The organism is Mucilaginibacter endophyticus (assembly GCF_003351025.1).
Taxonomy (GTDB): domain Bacteria; phylum Bacteroidota; class Bacteroidia; order Sphingobacteriales; family Sphingobacteriaceae; genus Mucilaginibacter; species Mucilaginibacter endophyticus.
The window spans coordinates 159,091-177,448 of sequence record NZ_QPCG01000007.1; the positions used below are offsets into that span (position 1 = coordinate 159,091).

An 18,358-nucleotide genomic window follows, 5' to 3' on the forward strand; every position below is an offset into this window, starting at 1 on the left:
GTTAACCCATTATGAAAAATCCATTTAAAAAAGAAGATAATACAGGGCTTATTGTAGCAGTAGCGGCTGGCGCGTTGGTGGCTGGCGCATTAGCTTATTTATTTTTAACCGAAAGCGGGGGAGAGGTGATTAAGTCAATTAAGCATAGGTTAAAAGATGAAGCAAAGGATCTGGCTTCTGATGTTGTTAGTGCTAAGACCGGTATAAAGAAAAAGAAAATAAAAAAAGTAGCCGATCATATCGTTAAATAACATGCCTCCGAAATCAAAATTACCTTACGTTGTTTGCCACATGATGAGTTCGGTTGATGGCAAAATATTGACCAAGAACTGGGCTGATACCAAGACAGGAAAAGGTTCAACAGGGCTCTACGAAAAGGTTCATAAGAAATATGACAGCCAGGCCTGGATGTGCGGTAGGGTAACCATGGAGCGCGACTTTGCAGATGGCCTATACACTCACGATGGTGAGCAAACAAATGAAACTACCGATTTTGTAGCTGATGCTAAAGCCAAATCGTTTGCTATAGCGATAGATGCTAAAGGTAAATTAGCGTGGAAAGAAAACAACATCGATGGCGACCATCTTATTGAAGTGCTCACCACACAGGTTTCACAAGGCTATGTTGATTATTTGCGTGACCGGGGAATATCATATGTTTTCGCGGGCGACAAGGACGTTGATCTTACAGTGGCTTTAAATAAGATAACAAGTCTTTTCCCGATAAAAACAATAATGCTGGAAGGTGGCGGAAATTTAAACGGCGCGATGATGAAAGCAGGATTGGTTGATGAATTAAGTTTGCTGCTTTTGCCACTGGCCGATGGAACAACTGCAACCAGCGTGTTTGAAACCGGGGCCGTTACCGAAATGAAGTTGAAAAAGGTAAAAGAACTGCCCGGTGGTGTACTCTGGCTAAACTACAAGGTAAGGAAGGCCAAATGAACAGGCTTTGATCTGGTTTCTATTTTTGGATAAAATTTGCAGATTTATTTGCTTTAATCGTTTAAAGCGTTAGATTTGTTTTCATATTCCAATTTAACCAAAATCTGTAGCCTTTCAACACAGTGAAAAAAGTTGTCCTAAAAGATATTGCGCAACACGTTGGTGTCTCCACCGCGTTGGTTTCGTATGTGCTTAACGGGCAGGCAGAGGAAAAGCAGGTGAGCAAGGAAAACGCGGAGAAGATCAAATTAGCCGCTATTGAATTAAACTACCAACCCAACCAGGTAGCCAAAAGTCTCCGGATCCGGAAAACACATACCATTGGTTTAGTGGTGGCTGATATCAATTACCGTTTTAGTACCGGGATTACCCGGGCTATAGAGGCGGAGGCCAAGCGCCTCAACTTTACAGTGATTTTTGGTAGTACTAACGAAAACCGGGATAAATTTACCGAACTAACCAATGTGCTGGTAAGCCGGCAGGTAGATGGCCTTATCCTTGTACCCGGCGAAGACTCGCAGGAGCAAATTCTGCATCTGCAAAATTCAGGAATCCCATTTGTACTTATTGACCGTTATTTTCCCGAAATAGATACCAATTATGTTGCTTTAGATAATTACAAGGCCGCGTATGACGCGGTATCCTATTTGGTTGCTGCTGGTCATAAAAGGATCAGCTTTATCAATCTAAAAACAGACATGTTCCATTTGCAGGAGCGAGATAGGGGGTATTTAGATGCGCTGAAAGACCATCACCTTGAAAGCCGCCCCGAATGGTTGATCCATGTCAAGGGCGACGATTTATCAAAGGAAATAGAACCAGCCCTTAAACCTTTATTAAATTCTGCCGATAAACCTGATGCTATTTTCCTGGCCACGGATCGTTTGACCATTGAAGCCCTGAAGCAATTAAACGCATTGGGGGTAAAGGTGCCGGGTGATGTATCTGTACTGAGCTTTGACGAATCGGATGCATTCGATTTGTTTTATTGCCCGGTTACGCATGGTCGCCAACCATTGGAAGAAATGGGGGAGGCCGCGGTAAAGACTTTGGTAAACCTGATCAATAACCAGAAGATAAAGAAGAAGCTGACATTCCAGGCGGGGTTTGTCCCGGGAAAATCGTGCCGTGAAACATAGAATTTTTTTTTAGCCCTTTACTTTAATCGATTAAAGTAAAGTTTAAACCTGATAATCAATTTAAAAATTAAACAGTACAGTTATATGAACCATTTTAACACCCATTACTTTAATCGATTAAAGTGTAATTCTCCTTGATAAAACCGTCAAAAAAAGCTTATCAAACCAACATTAAAACCAAACGAATTATGAAAAAAATTTTAACAATCATGTTCATGCTCTGTTACGTGGCCCTGTACGGTCAGCAAAAAGTAGTAACAGGCACGGTGACCGAAAAAGAGCGGGGGACACCGCTTGCCGGCGTTACCGTAAAATCGGCCATAGCAAGTACCATTACCGATGTTAACGGAAAATTTAGCCTTAACGCCACCTTAAATGGTAATATCACCTTCTCTTTTGTAGGGATGCAAACGTTTACCTACACCGTTAAAGCGGCTAACGAACCGGTGCTTATAGCCCTTGAATATCAGTCGGGCAACCTTGACGAAGTAGTTGTAACCGGTTATCAAAGCCAGAAAAAGGCCGATTTGACAGGCGCTGTATCCGTAGTAAAAATGACCGACATTAAGGATATCCCACAGGGTAACGCTACCAAAGCATTACAAGGTAGGGTACCCGGCGTGTACATCACCACCAACGGTTCGCCCGAAGGTGGCGCGACCGTCCGCATCCGTGGTATCGGTACACTGAATAACAACGATCCATTGTATGTTATCGACGGCGTACCAACCACCCGAGGGTTGGAAGAAATTAACCAGGCGGATATTGAATCGTTACAGGTATTGAAAGACGCTTCATCAGCAACCATTTACGGTTCGAGGGCGGCTAACGGTGTTATCATAGTAACTACAAAACGCGGTAAAAAAGGGATCAGTCGCATTGATGTAAACGCTTCATCATCATTGCAGTATTACAATTCAAAGCTTAAAGTACTGAATACCCAGCAACACGGCGAAGCTTATTTTAAGGCATCGGTTAATGATGGTACCGATCCTAATAATAACCAGATCTATCAGTTTGACTGGAACAAGGATTTTAATAACCCAGTGTTAAATAAAATAATCCTGCCTGAGTTCATCGATGGCGCCAAAACCATGAAACCCGCCGATACCAGGTGGTTTGACGAAATAGGTCAAACCTCATTATTGCAAAATTATAATGTTTCTGTTAGTAACGGTGGCGAAAAAGGGAACAGCTTTCTTTCTGTTGGCTATTACGACAACAAGGGGATAGTTAAAGAAACCCACACCCGCAAGGCCACCATCCGGTTAAATACTGATTATAATTTCTTTAATGGTCGCTTAAAAATTGGCGAAAACCTTAACGTTTCCTTTATTAACGACAGGCTTATTGATGTAAACAGCGTGTTGTTTACCGCGCTGGTTCAAAATCCAATTGTACCGGTTTATACCGTTACCGGCGGATGGGGCGGCCCGGCTGCAGGTATGACCGACCGCCAGAACCCGGTACGTTTAATCATGGATAACAAGCAGAACCAAAGCTATTTTGGTCGCATTACCGGTAACGTATTTGCCGATTTGACTGTTATTCCGGGTTTACACCTGAAAACCACCTACGGGGTTGATTATGATGGACTTTATGAACGCACCTTGCGCAAATCATATATTTCAGGTTTTTTGGTCGATCCTTCTAACCTTGTGGCTAACTCGCAAAATTTTGACGGTAACCTCATCTGGCAAAACACATTGACTTATGATCTTACTCTGAAAAAACACCAGATCAATGTATTGGCCGGTCAGGAGTCCATTCACTACATGAACCAGAATTTTTTTGGCAGCAGGCAGGGCTACGCGTTAGAAGATATTAATTACGCTTATCTTGATGCGGGTTCGTCAAATATCCTGAACGGGGGCAATGGGGGCGCTTATTCTCTGTTGTCGTTTTTCGGCAAGGTGAACTATACTTTTGATAATAAATACCTGGCGTCGGTTACTGTCCGCCGTGATGGTTCTTCAAGGTTCGGTGCCAATAACCGGTATGGAACATTCCCTTCGGCAACCGTTGCCTGGAGGCTGAGCCAGGAGGATTTTATCAAACAGATCCCTGCTATTTCTGACTTAAAACTGCGTTATGGCTACGGACGTACCGGTAATCAAACCATAGGTAACTATGCTACCAACTCTTTATATGCGGCTATCTACGGTACAGATCCTACTTTTACTGCAGACAGGGGAACTGCTTATGATATAACCGGTGCCGGTACGGGTACGCTTCCTTCGGGTTTCGTAAAAATTCAGGAAGGTAACAATTCCCTGAAATGGGAGGGCACCAGGGAATCGAACTTCGGTATCGATTTTGGATTGTTTAACCAAAAGCTTTCCGGCTCGGTTGATTATTTCATCAAGAAAACTTCTGATATCCTTATTACCCCAGGTTATCTGGCAGTTATTGGCGAGGGTGGTACAACTACCTTCAATGGCGCATCTATGCAAAATAAAGGTATCGAAGCTTTGCTTACCTATGATGGGCAAATTAACAAAGACCTGAATTTTACCGTGAGCGGTAACATCGCAACGTTCCGGAACAAGGTTACCTATATCCCATCTGAAGTTATCACCGCCTATCCGGGCAATGGTACAACGCAAACTATCATAGGCCATTCTATCAATTCAATTTACGGTTATGTTGCCGATGGACTGTTTACATCGCAAGAACAGGTAACTAATTCGGCAGCGCAACCGGGTAAGGGTATTGGCAGGATCAGGTATAAAGATCTGAATGGCGATGGTGTGATTGATAACAAGGATATGGACTACATATCTAACGGTAACCCCAATTTTACCTATGGTCTGAACTTGAACCTATCATACAAAAACTTTGATCTTGCGCTGTTTTTCCAGGGAGTACAAGGCATAAGCGTCTACAACTCTTACAAAAACTACACGGACTTCACTTCAATATGGCCTGGCACCAACTGGGGTACCAGAACACTAAACGCATGGTCGCCAACAAATACAGGTTCAACCATACCCGCGTTGACCCTGGTTGACAGGAATAATGAGGCCAGAACATCTACCTATTACCTGGAGAATGGCTCATACATGAAACTGCGTAACGCGCAGATAGGTTATAACCTGAAAGATGCCCTACGCAAGATTAAAGTGCAACGGGCCAGGATCTATATACAGGCAAATAACCTGTTCACGGTGAAAAGTAAATCCTTTACAGCTACCGACCCTGAAAATCCATCGGGAGCTTATCCAATCCCAACAATCACATCCATTGGCCTCGACCTGTCATTTTAACCCTAAATTTTAATGAGATGAAAAAATATTTATTACTGATAATTTGCCTGATAGGAACACTTGCTTCCTGTAAAAAGGCGCTTGATGAGCAGCCGCAGGGCGTTATAGCCAGCGATCAGCTGAACACCCCTGTGAACATCGAAAAAATGGTTGTTGCCGCCTATGCTTCATTAGGCAACGAAAACCTACACACCTCCAACAGTTTATGGCCCTGGGGCAGTATGCGCAGCGGCGACGCTTACAAAGGTGGCGATGGTGTTGGCGACAACAGCGAATGGAACGATTATGAAACCTTTGTAACTAACCAGAACACGAATGGCTTAACAGACCAGATGTGGGCGCAGATCTACAATAACATTGCCCGGGCAAATAACGCTTTGTTGCGCCTGGACAATGTTGCCGAGGCCGACTTTCCACTAAAAACAAGCAGGCAGGGCGAGATGAAGTTTTTGAGGGGTAACTATTATTTTATGGCGAAAATATTGTGGAACCTGGTGCCATACATAGATGAAAATGTACCGACATCAGACTATATCAAAATCTCGAACACGACAATGTCAAGCGACCAGTTATGGGATAAGATAGCAGCCGACTTCAGGAGCGCCGCAAATGTTTTGCCTGCTAAACAGGCGGATGCCGGTAGGCCAAACAAATACACGGCCTTGGCTTATCTGGCCAAAACTCTGCTTTACCAGGCTTACAAACAGGATGATAACCACAACATGACCGGTATTGACCAGGCCAAGCTGACCCAGGTAGTAAGCCTGTGCGATAGTGTGATCAATTTTAGCGGTTATGCTTTGGCTCCCGACTTTGGTGATAACTTTTTAGAAGCAACTGAAAACGGCCCCGAATCGGTATTTGCTATTCAGTATTCTAAAAACGATGGTACGCAGTTTGGCCGTATTGATATGGGGCATTCGCTTACCTACCCGATGAATCCTGAGTATGGTTGCTGCTGGCAACATATCCCCAGCCAGGATTTGGTGAACAATTTTAAAACGGATGCAAATGGTTTACCACTATTCAGCGGTTATAATAACACAGACGCTACCAAGGTAGCCGATTTTTTGAACCAGACTTTCGACCCAAGGCTTGATCATACGGTGGGTATTCCCGGTCACCCGTTTAAGTATGTGCCAACCTTTGTATACCAGACCTCCTGGGCGCGTGCACCTGCCATTTACGGTTTTTTTACCAGCATGAAGGATGATGCCGCGGCTAACGACCCATCATTTCAGAAGATCCCGCCTTTTATGTCAAGCTCAAAAAACTGGGAGCTGATCCGTTTTGCCGATGTATTGCTATGGAAAGCCGAAGCGCTAATTGAGTTGAACAGGCCAAACGAGGCGTTGCCGCTCATCAACATGGTAAGGCAACGTGCAGGGAACAGTACCGCAAGGCTGAAACAGGCGGATGGCAGCTTTACTTCCAACTATAAAGTAAGCTTGTACCAACCCGGTGTAAACTGTATCTGGACACAGGATTACGCACGTCAGGCTTTACGCCGCGAGCGCAGGTTGGAGTTTGCCATGGAAGGTAATCGTTTCTTTGACCTGGTTAGATGGGGTATTGCTGATACTTACCTGAATAGTTATTTTGCAAGTGAGTCAACCAAGCGTACTTACCTGAAAACTGCTAAATTTACGAAGGGGCGCGACGAGTATTTACCGATTCCGCTCAACCAGATCAATTATAGCAAGGGCTTGTATAAACAAAACCCTGGATTCTAAAAACAAACAAATATGAAGTTAAAACCTAATGTGCTGCTCATCGCAGTTATTGCAGCTACCGGTGGCCTTTTATTCGGCTTTGATACCGGCGTTATTTCCGGGGCATTACCATTTCTGAAACAGTATTGGCAGCTTAGCGATGCCAGTATTGAATGGATTACCACCACAGTGCTTGTTGGGGCGGTTATTGGCGCTTTAACCAGCGGAAAACTATCCGATATCATCGGCCGCAAAAAAATGATCATCATTAACGCGGTCATTTTCACTGTTGGTGCCCTGGGATGCGCTTACGCGGCTAATGTAACTATGTTGATGATCATGCGCGTTATTATTGGTTTTGCCATTGGTATCACATCGTACGTGGTACCAATGTATATTTCAGAGATATCGCCTGCAAGGGTTAGGGGAGCGCTGGTAACATTAAATCAATTGATGATCACTTTAGGAATCCTGCTTTCGTATATTACCGATTATTGGTTATCAAACGATACCAATAATGAAAGCTGGCGCTGGATGTTCCTGGTTGGTTTTGTACCGGCGGCTATCCTGCTTTTAGGCATGTTTTTTTTACCCGAAACCCCACGCTGGCTTATCAGCAAAAATCGCTGGGACGAAGGGAAGAAAATCATCCTGAAACTTGAAGATCCTGATATGGTGGAGAGCACCCTGGCTGGTCTTCAGGAAGAGATCGCTATATCAGCAAAACACAAAGTTTCATCTGCTGAAATCCTGAAACCATGGCTCCGCGCGCCGTTGATTATCACCGTGGGCATTTTCTTTTTTCAACAGTTTTCGGGGGTTAATACTATTATCTATTATTCGCCAATCATCTTTAAAATAGCTGGGATAGTGAGCAATACGGCCAGTATTGTTCCTGCTATCATCATAGGCGGGGTAAATGTATTAGCCTGTCTGCTCTCTGTATTCCTGCTTGATAAAGTGGGTCGGCGCAAATTGTATTTCATTGGTATTTGGGGTATGATCCCGTCACTGGCTTTATTAGGTGCCTGCTTTCATTTCAAAGAGGCGCTTGGCTCAAGCCTGCCGGTATTCGCGGTTTTAAGCATTGTGTGCTACATTATTTTTATAGCTATTAGTCTTGCTCCACTGGGTTGGCTGCTTATTTCAGAAGTATTCCCGCTGAGCGTACGCGGTGTGGGTATGAGCATTGGCTCGCTGGCACACTGGGGTTTTAACGCTATCATAGCCTTTACTTTCCTTAAACTGGTTAATAACCTGGGTATCGATTATACTTTCTGGAGTTACGCCATTATCTGCGTTATTGGCGCGGTGTGGGGATATTATTACATCCCCGAAACTAAAGGAAAATCGCTGGAAGCTATTGAAAACCATTGGCGCAACGGCGATGCGCCAAAAGATATCTGATCTATTTACATATTACTTATTTAACACTATATGAAAAAAATAACACTTGCCTGCTTCCTATCTGTCATGGCATTTATGGCTAAAGCCCAATTGGGCGTCAAGTATGATCCAACCGTCCAGTCGACAAAAAGTATGCAATACTTTAAACCTAAAGGGAACCTTTTTGTGGGCGATTGTATTCCTTTTTCGAAAGATGGAACCTACTATTACTACTGGTTGCTGGATTCGGCACATCATAAAAGCCTGAACGGGCTGGGCGGGCACCAATGGGCCCTGAGCAAATCAACCGATTTGAAACACTGGGAGCAATTTCCGTTAGTGCTTAAAATTGATGAACCCTGGGAAAAATCCATCTGTACGGGATCGGTTGTATATCACAAAGGAAAATATTACGCTTTTTACGCTACCCGTTTACTGAACGATGGTAAAGTGAACGAGCAGTTGAGTTACGCCATCAGTAACGATGGGGTAAACTTTGAAAAGCAAAAACCAAATCCTTTTTATACGTCGGCGCCGGGCTACAGTAAACGGGATTTCAGGGATCCAAAGGTTTTTGTAGATGAGAAAACCGGCGAGTTTCATTTGTTTGTTTCCAGTTGGCAGGAAAATCCCGTAATGAAAAACAATGGTGGCGCTTTAGTTCACCTCTCATCAAAAGACCTGAAAAACTGGACGGTGCATGAGCCAATACTTACAGGACAACCATCTACGCCTGAATGTCCCGACTATTTCTTTTGGAAAGGCTGGTATTACCTCGTTTATAGCGACGGTAGTAATACATCATACGTAAAATCAAAAAATCCTTACGGCCCATGGGAAGCGCCGCGTTACCAGGCTTTGAATGAGGATTGGTCGAACGTGGTTAAAACCGCTGAATTTAAAAACGGAAGAAGAATTGCGGCAGCTTGGGTGCCAAACCGGTCTGAAAGCAAGGATGATAACCATGAAATTTTTGGGGGTAATTCCTTGTTCCGGGAAGTGTTCCAGGAAGCAGATGGCACACTGGATACCAGCTTTCCGCAGGAAATGATCCCTGAAACCGGCGATGCGCTAAATGTGAAAATCGCAACGGATTTGCAGGCTTCAACAATTGGTAATAATGGTGTAGCTGTTAATTCGCCGGGCGGTGTTGGAACCGCTCATATTGAAGGCGTACCACTTAATTCCCGCATCACTTTAGAGGTTGAGCCAACCGGAGCTAATGAGGAATTCGGACTTTACCTGCGCTCAGGCGAAGGGGCAACCGGCGGTTACAGGCTTAATTTTTCGGCAAGTAGTAAAACAGTAAGGTTAGGCAATACCGTGATAGAGGGCGTTGATGGTCTGGATAAACCATTTAAATTAGATATTGTGATGAAAGACGGTATCATAGATGTTGATGTTAACCACAAACGTACTATTGTTAACCGTACTTATGAGCAGAACGGCAGTTTTGCCTGGTTTTACGCTAAGCATGGTAAAGTGAATTTTAAATCGATCACGGTAAGCCCACTTAAAGAAAATTAAAAATATATGCTGTTAGGATTTGACATTGGAGGCACAAAATGCGCGGTAATATTAGGTAAAGTTGCTGCCGATGGCGAGATCGATATTGTGGGCAAACAGGCAATGCCTACAAATAAGCCGGTTTATGAAATGATTGAACTGCTGTTTACTACAGCGGAAGAGTTATTATCACAACACAGTGTGCAGAAGGAGCAACTGGAAGGGATTGGTATAAGTTGCGGTGGCCCTTTAAGCAGTAAAAAAGGCGTAATCCTTTCGCCGCCTAATTTGATTGGCTGGGATGAAGTACCTATTGTAAAGATGACCGAAGAAAGGTTTGGGATAAAAACTTTGCTGCAAAATGATGCCAACGCCTGCGCGGTTGCCGAGTGGAAGTACGGGGCAGGCAAAGGCATAGATAATCTTATCTTTTTAACCTTCGGAACCGGCATGGGGGCAGGTTTTATTCTTGACGGACGGTTGTATTCCGGGCCATCTGATCTGGCCGGTGAGGTAGGGCATATGCGCCTTGCGGATATGGGGCCGGTTGGTTTTGGTAAGGCAGGCTCGTTTGAGGGCTATTGCAGCGGCGGCGGTATAGCACAGTTAGGGCAGATCAAAGCGCGCGAAAAGCTGCAGGTAGGCGAGCCGGTGAGCTTTTGTAAAAGTATCGACGATCTGCCCGTAATTACAGCCAAATCAATTGCCGATGCCGCTTTCAATGGTGATCCTGTAGCAATAGAAGTATATAGAATCTGCGCGGAGTATCTTGGTCGCGGGCTTGCTTTATTGATAGATATTCTGAACCCGGAGATGATCATCCTGGGCAGCATTTACGGTCGGGCCCACAAACTGCTTGAACCGGTTATGCTTGAGGTGATTAACAGGGAGGCTTATAAAGATTCGGTAAGTGCCTGCAGGATTGTTCCGGCGGGCTTGTCCGAAAACATTGGTGACATTGCCGCGCTGTCATTAGCGCTGATCAGTAAAGGTTTATAACCTGTCACAATTCGCTTCGTTCTTTATAATTATATTAATTGGTTAATGTATTTGATGAATCCGGTAAATCCGCCAGGCGACGGTAGCCGGGTTCATATTTTTAATCTTACTTCAATTGACCGATCCATCCAATTAAAAGTGCCATAAATACGCTAAAAAATACCGTAAGCAGTATTGGGTAACTGATAGATTTGATCTGTTCATAATTTTATAACAGATAATCAAATTGGAAATTGAAATGCCGGATAAAATAGTAACAAAATTCACTATTGGAAATAGAGACGGATTTGACGCGCTGTTGTTTATCAGTACAGCCATAGCCAAAGAAAAGTTTGCCGGGAAGATTGATGATCAGGGGCTTCAGGTTTATATCAACAGAAACTTCAATGAGAGCGAACTGTTGAAAGAACTGAATAGCTTATCTAATCAATATTTGATTGTTTATGTTAACGACGAGCCAGCCGGTTATGCCAAAGTAACATCCAAAGGTACCCGTCCCACTATTTTTGAGGGCAAAACTTTAGCCCGCATAGCGGATTTTGGGGTATTGGAGAAACATAACGACCCTCTAATCCGGAAAGCATTATTCGAAAAATGCCTTGCCATATCAACTGCTCAGCAAGCGGTTTGGATAAGCGAATATGAAAATAGTCCCCACCTGGATTTCTTCGAAAGCTATGGATTTAAACGAAATACGGACATTATTGCTCCAAAAGAACTTCCGCTCCCGCCTGTTTATCTCGTTAAAGAGAAAATTTGATGTAACCACCATATTTTATATCGGCAATGATTATTTCCTGCGTTTTTAAATTGAATGGAACTTTGTTGTAACGTGCCTGTAAATTCGCTGTCTTTTAAGGTGAATATTTTTATTCATAACAATTTAATATAATTACAATATATTGATCCTTAAAAACCAACAGTCACTTAACCATGTTAAAAGAAGAAAGACAGAACTTTATCATGAAGCAGTTAAACCTGCACAACAAGGTATTATCATCAGATTTATGCGCAAAGCTAAATGTATCAGAGGATACCATTAGGCGTGATTTGAATGAGCTTGCCAGTAATTCACAAATCAAAAAGGTTTACGGAGGTGCTATGTCTAAATCATTTTCGCACAGTACAGGGGTAAGGGAAACCTACGCACAGGAAGCCAAAAGGCAAATTGCCAAAAAAGCCTTAACGCTTATCAGCGACGGCATGGTGATACTTTTAGGAGGAGGCACAACTATTATTGAAATGGTGCGAATGATTCCCAAAGACCTGAGGTGTACTTTTTTTGTGGTAAGTCCGGTGGTGGCCATGGAGCTTATCGAGTATTCAGAATGCGAGGTTGTATTGTTAGGCGGAACATTGCTTCACGACTCCTACATTGTTACAGGTTCCATGGTTGTTAATCAGCTTGCGGATATTAACGCTGATCTGTGTTTTTTGGGAACCAATGCCATATCCATGGAAAATGGCATTACCGATGCTATATGGGAGGTTGTTCAGGTTAAAAAGGCCATGATCAAATCGGCAACAAAAACAGCTATTGTGAGCATTGCAGAAAAACTTGATTCGCTTGAAAAAATGAAGGTATGCAGTATCAATGAAATCAACTACCTCATAACCGATGCCAACCCCGGCGAAAGCGCATTATCCTCTTATTCAAAGGTACTTACTGTGATGTAAACACATTTTCCGGTAAAGTACAATTGCCCCGCATAATCTTACTAACAAGAATTTTACAATAAGCTTTTTTTGAAAAAACACACAGGGAAAGCAGCTTTTAAGATGGTTTTAAATGCGGTTTTATGCGTTATTTAATTTAATAGCGCATAAAACTTGCATTTTAACTTTACTTATTAGTTATATTTGGACACGGTTACTCATTTATATGCGTTTTTGTGCGTTATTTAAGTGGGTAGCTTATCCAAGCCTTTATCTGTCATCGTATGCGTTTATCAGTCGTATTCGTGTTATTATTTGTGTTGTGTGCAGGAGAGGTATCTGCACAAACAGATTCTGTAAACTTTAAACGAGTAGAGTGGGAAACCAAACGGTTGGCTCCCGGTATTCGTTTAAGGCAGGCATGGTTTAGGGGGAAAACGCTTTTTAAATCCAATCAATTTATCTCCGTTCTGGAGATCAAATCCAAAATCAAAAACAGGCTTAGCATCGCTTTTGAACCGAAAGTAAAAAGAACAACCAGCGACTTTGGTTCCGGCAGTATGGCCATCGCAGCTATCAACGGTACTTTTTTCGATGTGAAAAATGGAGGCTCGGTAGATTTTATACGGGCCGGCGGCCAAATCATCAATGAAAACCATCTTGAGAAAAACAATACACGGGCAAGGCACCAGCAGGCCGCACTGGTAATGAAGAATGGCGTGTTACATATTGATGAATGGGATGGTAGTTCCGATTGGGAGAAAAACCTCGACGGCGAAGATGTGATGTTAACAGGGCCGCTGTTGTTACACAACGATAAGCAGGCAAAGCTTGATTCCAACAGTTTTAATGTTGCACGTCACCCGAGATCGGCAATGGCGGTGACGGATAATAACAGGGTGCTGATGATCACTGTTGATGGACGTGACGCTAATTCTGCAGGAATGAGCCTGTTTGAGTTGCGCCGGGTACTTCGTTGGCTGCACTGCCGGGATGGCGTAAACCTTGACGGCGGAGGATCAACAACATTATGGACAAAAGCCCTGGGCGTTGTAAACTATCCGTCGGATAACGGTAAGTGGGATCATAAAGGGCAGCGAAGAGTTGCCAACGTAATATTAGTTAAAAGGAACTAACAATATAACTCTACCACCACATGAAAACAGCAATCCTTGCTTTAATGTTGACCTTTTCCAGTTGGATAGCAGGTTGGCAGCAGCTCCGTTATGCGCCTGATTTATCACCGCCCGCGTCAAAAAAAGCGATCATTACAGGTGCCGATCAAACCGAAAAATACCTGCCTTATTTAAGCGGTAAGAGGATAGGTATGGTGGTTAACCCCTCATCGCAGATTGGTGATAAGGCAAGCGTTGACAGCCTGAAAGCGCTTGGTGTAAACATTGTAAAGATCTTTGGCCCCGAGCATGGCTTCAGGGGGGATGCCAGCAACGGCGCAAAGGTTGATGACAGCGTTGATCCTAAAACCGGCATTCAGGTAGTATCGCTATACGGTAAAACCGGTAAACCCAGCCCAAAAGATTTAAGTGAAGTTGACCTGATGATCTATGACCTGCAGGATGTAGGTGCAAGGTATTATACGTACCTGGCAACCCTGCACCGCGTTATGGAAGCTTGTGCCGAAAACGATAAGGAACTGCTGATACTTGACAGGCCAAATCCCAACGGTTACATGGTTGATGGCCCGGTGCTTGACATGAAACTGAAATCGGGCATAGGGTTTCATCCGGTGCCAATCGCCCACGGGATGACGGTAGGTGAGTATGCGCAAATGATTAACGGCGAGGGCTGGCTTGCCAATGGTGTTAAATGCCGTTTGAAAATTATTACGGTAGCCAATTATAAGCATAGTATGCCTTATACGCTTCCGGTTCATCCCTCACCTAATTTAAATACCCAGCAATCTATCTTATTATATCCTTCGTTGTGCCTGTTTGAAGGTACAATCATCAGTCAGGGCAGGGGTACTTATTTTCCGTTTACGGTTTTAGGTAACCCTGATTTAAAGGGACAGTATGAGTTTTCATTTACTCCGGTAGGTATCAAAGGTATGAGCGAAACACCGTTGTTTGAAAACCAGGAATGTTTTGGCCTTGATCTCAGGAATTACGATACCCAAAAACTGGTCAAAAGCAAACAAATTAACCTGAGCTGGCTCATTGAAATGTATAAAGCCTATCCTTATAAAGACCGCTTTTTTGATTTTAAACAAAGTAAACAGATCGGAAACTTTGATAAGCTGGCTGGCACAACCGATCTGAAAGAACAGATCGTAGCCGGTAAAACCGAAGACGAGATCAGGAAAAGCTGGGAACCTAAACTAAACCAGTTTAAGAAAATGCGCAGGCAATACCTGCTCTATCCCTGATAATATTGAAACTTAACAAAAACTATATAAAAATCGCACCCCAAAGTTTTCAAATCAAACACTACTAAGACAAAACAATTCATGAAAAAAAAGCTACTTAACCTGCTTCTGGTTCTGTTGTTTTTTTGCGTGCAGGCCTTTGCCCAGCAAAAAACAATAATCGGAAAAGTAACTTCAGCGGATGACGGAAAACCGCTTCCGGGAGTTTCAATTAAAATTAAGGGAACACCCAACGGGGTAATTACCGATGGTAACGGATCATACTCTATTCAGGCCTCGGGCGGACAGGTGCTGGTATTCAGCTTTATTAGCTTTGCCACACAGGAAGTAACCGTAAAGGATGCGGCAACTATCAATGTTAAACTTGGAGCCGATACCAAATCGCTTAACGAGGTGGTGGTAGTAGGTTACGGTACACAAAAACGGGCCAACCTGACCGGTGCCGTTGCTACGGTAGATACCAAGGTTTTACAATCGCGCCCCATAACCGATGTGGCCCGTGGCCTGCAGGGCGTTGTGCCGGGCTTAACCATTACAACCGCTACCGGCGATTTGGGTACCGACCCCAAGATCAGGCTGCGTGGCCTGGTAGGTTCCATAAACACCGGCGCGGCAGGGGCGGCTCCGCTGATATTGGTAGACAACGTAGAGATCCCAAGTCTTCAATTAATTAATCCTGATGATATCGAATCTATATCGGTACTAAAGGATGCGGCATCATCATCCATTTATGGTGCCCGTGGTGCTTTCGGTGTTATTTTAGTTACTACAAAAACCGGTAAGCGGAACGGTACCAACAGGATCACTTACTCCAATAACTTCGCCTGGTCATCGCCTACAAAGCAGCTGGAATTGGCTTCGGCGGCGGATAACTCACAAGCTTCATTAACGGCGTTGCAACGTTTTAATCCTAACACCTCGTCATATAGCATTATTGGTTACTCTGTAGATCAGGCATCCATTCAGAAAATGCGCGACTGGGAAACCCAATATGGTAATCAGAATTTAAGCCCGGAAATGGTTCAGGGACGTGATTTTGATATCATTGGCGGTAAATTATACTTTTATCGCTCATGGGATGCCGGTAAAATGTACCTGAAAGATTGGACACCACAGCAATCGCACAATGTAGGTATCAGCGGCGGCAGCGAAAAGATCAATTACAACCTTGGGCTTGGCTATCTTGGGCAAACCGGTGTGTTAAAAGTAAACCCCGATCAATTTGACCGTTATAATTTTTCACTTGGGGTAGGTGCAAGTCCAACCAAATGGCTTGATGCACGTGCCAAAGTAATTTTGTCGAGCACAGATACTAAAACGCCGTTTATTTTTTCGGCAAGTCAGTATGGCCCGTACTATTACCTGTACCGCTGGCCGGCAAACTATCCGTATGGCACCTACAATGGCTTGCCTTTCAGGAGCGCCGTAACCGAGGTGCAGCAGGCCAAAAGAGACGACGATAAAAACAACCTGTCGAGGGTTTCAATTGGTGGTACGTTAAAGATTTTACCAGGCTTTACCGTTGATGCGGATTATACCTATACCGGCACCAACGAACACCTGCATCAAACTGGTGGTAATACCAATGCCTATGATTTCTGGTCGTTTAACGGTACGGCGTTAAACTATACAGGTTATCAAAGTGCCTCATACAACAAAGCCCGGTATTACTCTTACTGGAATACCGTAAACACCGGTAAATTATTCGGTACTTATAACAAAAGCATTGGCGATCATTCGTTCAAAGCAATTTTAGGTTCGGATATCGAGCTTAACCAGTATACAAGCCAGTCATCAGAAAGAAGAAATCTGCTCGATCCTAACTTTGGAGAGGTAAACCTTGCCACCGGCGATCAGTTTGCCACATCATCCGATGGGCATTACTCAACGCTTGGTTTTTTCGGGCGTATCAATTATGCTTATAAGGATAAATTCCTGTTTGAAGTTAACGGAAGAAAAGATGGTTCATCGCGTTTTCCGGTAAATCAGCTATACGGTTTCTTCCCTTCAGCATCGGCGGGCTACGTATTAAGCAAAGAAAACTACATGGATTGGAGTAAAGGTTTTCTTTCATTCCTGAAAGTGAGGGCATCATATGGTTCAATAGGTAGCCAGGTGATAGGCAGTAATAATTTCAGGTCGCTACTCACCGCCCAAAACTCTGGCTGGATATTACCGTCGGGCAATGCAACGACATTGACTACACCAACCGCGCTTTCGCCCAGCTTAACCTGGGAAACTATCCGCACCGCCGATCTGGGTTTGGATGCGCGTTTTTTGAACGATGAACTGGGCTTAACATTTGATGTTTATAACAGGACTACCAGCAACATGATCGGGCCAGGTGTAACGCTGCCGAGCTCATTCGGTGCCGCTTCTCCGGTACGTAATTATGGTGAGTTGCAGGGCAAAGGCTGGGAGTTGGCTATCGATTATAATCATACATTTAGCGGAGGCTTCCACTTCAGTGCTACCGCAACACTGTCAGATGCCCAGGAAACCATTACCAAATTTGCCAACACAACCCTTGCATTGCCTGCACCAATTGCCGGTTTAAATACATCATATTATAAAGGCATGAAGCTGGGTGAGATCTGGGGCTTTGAAACCGACAGGTTGTTTACCCAGAATGATTTTTCGGGTAAAGATGCTGCCGGGCATTATATCTACGCGCAGGGCATTCCGTCACAGAGCAAACTTGAAAGCGGCTCATTTTATTTTGGCCCCGGTGATGTTAAATACAAAGACCTAAACGGTGACGGTGTTATCTACTACGGCAGTAACACAGTTGACGATCATGGCGATAAAAAGATCATCGGTAACTCAACCCCACGCTATCAATACGGTTTAAGGTTATCGGCAGATTGGAAAGGTTTTGACCTGAATGTATATTTTCAGGGAGTAGGCAAACGCCAGCTATGGGCCAGCGGTCCGGTGGTGTTCCCGGGCTTCAGGGCAGCTGAGGGATGGTATTCGTACCAGATGAATTATTGGATACCAAGCAATCCTAACGCGTTCTATCCAACACCAACTGATTATGGTGCCGCCGTTGATAAGTGGGATTATCAGCCTCAAACCCGCTATTTGTTAAATATGGCTTACCTGCGCCTCAAAAATTTAAACCTGGGTTATTCATTTAATAAAGCCGTTACCAGGCGCTTAGGCATTGAAAGGTTACGCGTATTCTTCAGCGGTGAAAACATCCTAACCTTCGATCATTTGGGTAATATCCCAATCGATCCGGAAGTCGACTTTTCTCAAACCCAGATAGATAATGACCGCGCCGGTTTCGGTCGTGTTTATCCTTACAGAAAAACCTATTCAATGGGATTACAGGTAACATTTTAAAAATTCAGAAAGCAG

The 18,358-nt window shown here is 43.9% G+C and carries 13 protein-coding genes; all 13 read left to right on the forward strand.

The window, feature by feature from the left end; translation table 11 throughout:
• Positions 1-11: 11 nt before the first annotated feature.
• The 13 genes from DUL71_RS25290 to DUL71_RS25350 all read left to right on the forward strand — a co-directional run bounded on the left by DUL71_RS25290 (position 12) and on the right by DUL71_RS25350 (position 18,343).
• Complete coding sequence (locus DUL71_RS25290) at positions 12-251, forward strand: hypothetical protein (RefSeq protein ID WP_114940653.1); 240 nt, start codon at positions 12-14, stop codon at positions 249-251.
• A 1-nt stretch (position 252) separates the two neighbouring features.
• Positions 253-945, forward strand: a complete 693-nt coding sequence (locus DUL71_RS25295) for a dihydrofolate reductase family protein (protein ID WP_114940654.1) — start codon at positions 253-255, stop codon at positions 943-945.
• Positions 946-1,067: 122 nt separating this feature from the next.
• Complete coding sequence (locus tag DUL71_RS25300) at positions 1,068-2,084, forward strand: LacI family DNA-binding transcriptional regulator (protein ID WP_114940655.1); 1,017 nt, start codon at positions 1,068-1,070, stop codon at positions 2,082-2,084.
• 188 nt (positions 2,085-2,272) lie between these two features.
• Positions 2,273-5,350: a SusC/RagA family TonB-linked outer membrane protein gene (locus tag DUL71_RS25305; RefSeq protein ID WP_114940830.1), complete on the forward strand. Its 3,078-nt coding sequence runs from the start codon at positions 2,273-2,275 to the stop codon at positions 5,348-5,350.
• A gap of 17 nt (positions 5,351-5,367) precedes the next feature.
• Positions 5,368-7,083, forward strand: a complete 1,716-nt coding sequence (locus tag DUL71_RS25310; RefSeq protein ID WP_114940656.1) for a RagB/SusD family nutrient uptake outer membrane protein — start codon at positions 5,368-5,370, stop codon at positions 7,081-7,083.
• 12 nt (positions 7,084-7,095) lie between these two features.
• Positions 7,096-8,469 (forward strand): sugar porter family MFS transporter, encoded by a 1,374-nt coding sequence (locus tag DUL71_RS25315; RefSeq protein WP_114940657.1) that lies wholly within the window; start codon positions 7,096-7,098, stop codon positions 8,467-8,469.
• A gap of 30 nt (positions 8,470-8,499) precedes the next feature.
• A complete protein-coding gene (locus DUL71_RS25320) occupies positions 8,500-9,975 on the forward strand; it encodes a family 43 glycosylhydrolase (RefSeq protein WP_114940658.1) in 1,476 nt (491 codons plus the stop codon).
• A 6-nt stretch (positions 9,976-9,981) separates the two neighbouring features.
• Positions 9,982-10,953: an ROK family protein gene (locus DUL71_RS25325; protein WP_114940659.1), complete on the forward strand. Its 972-nt coding sequence runs from the start codon at positions 9,982-9,984 to the stop codon at positions 10,951-10,953.
• A 238-nt stretch (positions 10,954-11,191) separates the two neighbouring features.
• The gene (locus tag DUL71_RS25330; protein ID WP_114940660.1) at positions 11,192-11,713 is read left to right on the forward strand and encodes an N-acetyltransferase; all 522 of its coding nucleotides are present in this window, start codon (positions 11,192-11,194) and stop codon (positions 11,711-11,713) included.
• Between the two features lie 173 nt (positions 11,714-11,886).
• Positions 11,887-12,630 carry a DeoR/GlpR family DNA-binding transcription regulator gene (locus DUL71_RS25335; protein WP_114940661.1) on the forward strand — a complete coding sequence of 248 codons (744 nt, stop codon included), beginning with the start codon at positions 11,887-11,889 and terminating at the stop codon, positions 12,628-12,630.
• 263 nt (positions 12,631-12,893) lie between these two features.
• Complete coding sequence (locus DUL71_RS25340; protein ID WP_114940662.1) at positions 12,894-13,745, forward strand: phosphodiester glycosidase family protein; 852 nt, start codon at positions 12,894-12,896, stop codon at positions 13,743-13,745.
• Between the two features lie 20 nt (positions 13,746-13,765).
• The gene (locus DUL71_RS25345) at positions 13,766-14,995 is read left to right on the forward strand and encodes an exo-beta-N-acetylmuramidase NamZ family protein (protein WP_114940663.1); all 1,230 of its coding nucleotides are present in this window, start codon (positions 13,766-13,768) and stop codon (positions 14,993-14,995) included.
• Positions 14,996-15,076: 81 nt separating this feature from the next.
• The gene (locus DUL71_RS25350; protein WP_114940664.1) at positions 15,077-18,343 is read left to right on the forward strand and encodes a SusC/RagA family TonB-linked outer membrane protein; all 3,267 of its coding nucleotides are present in this window, start codon (positions 15,077-15,079) and stop codon (positions 18,341-18,343) included.
• Positions 18,344-18,358: the final 15 nt, after the last annotated feature.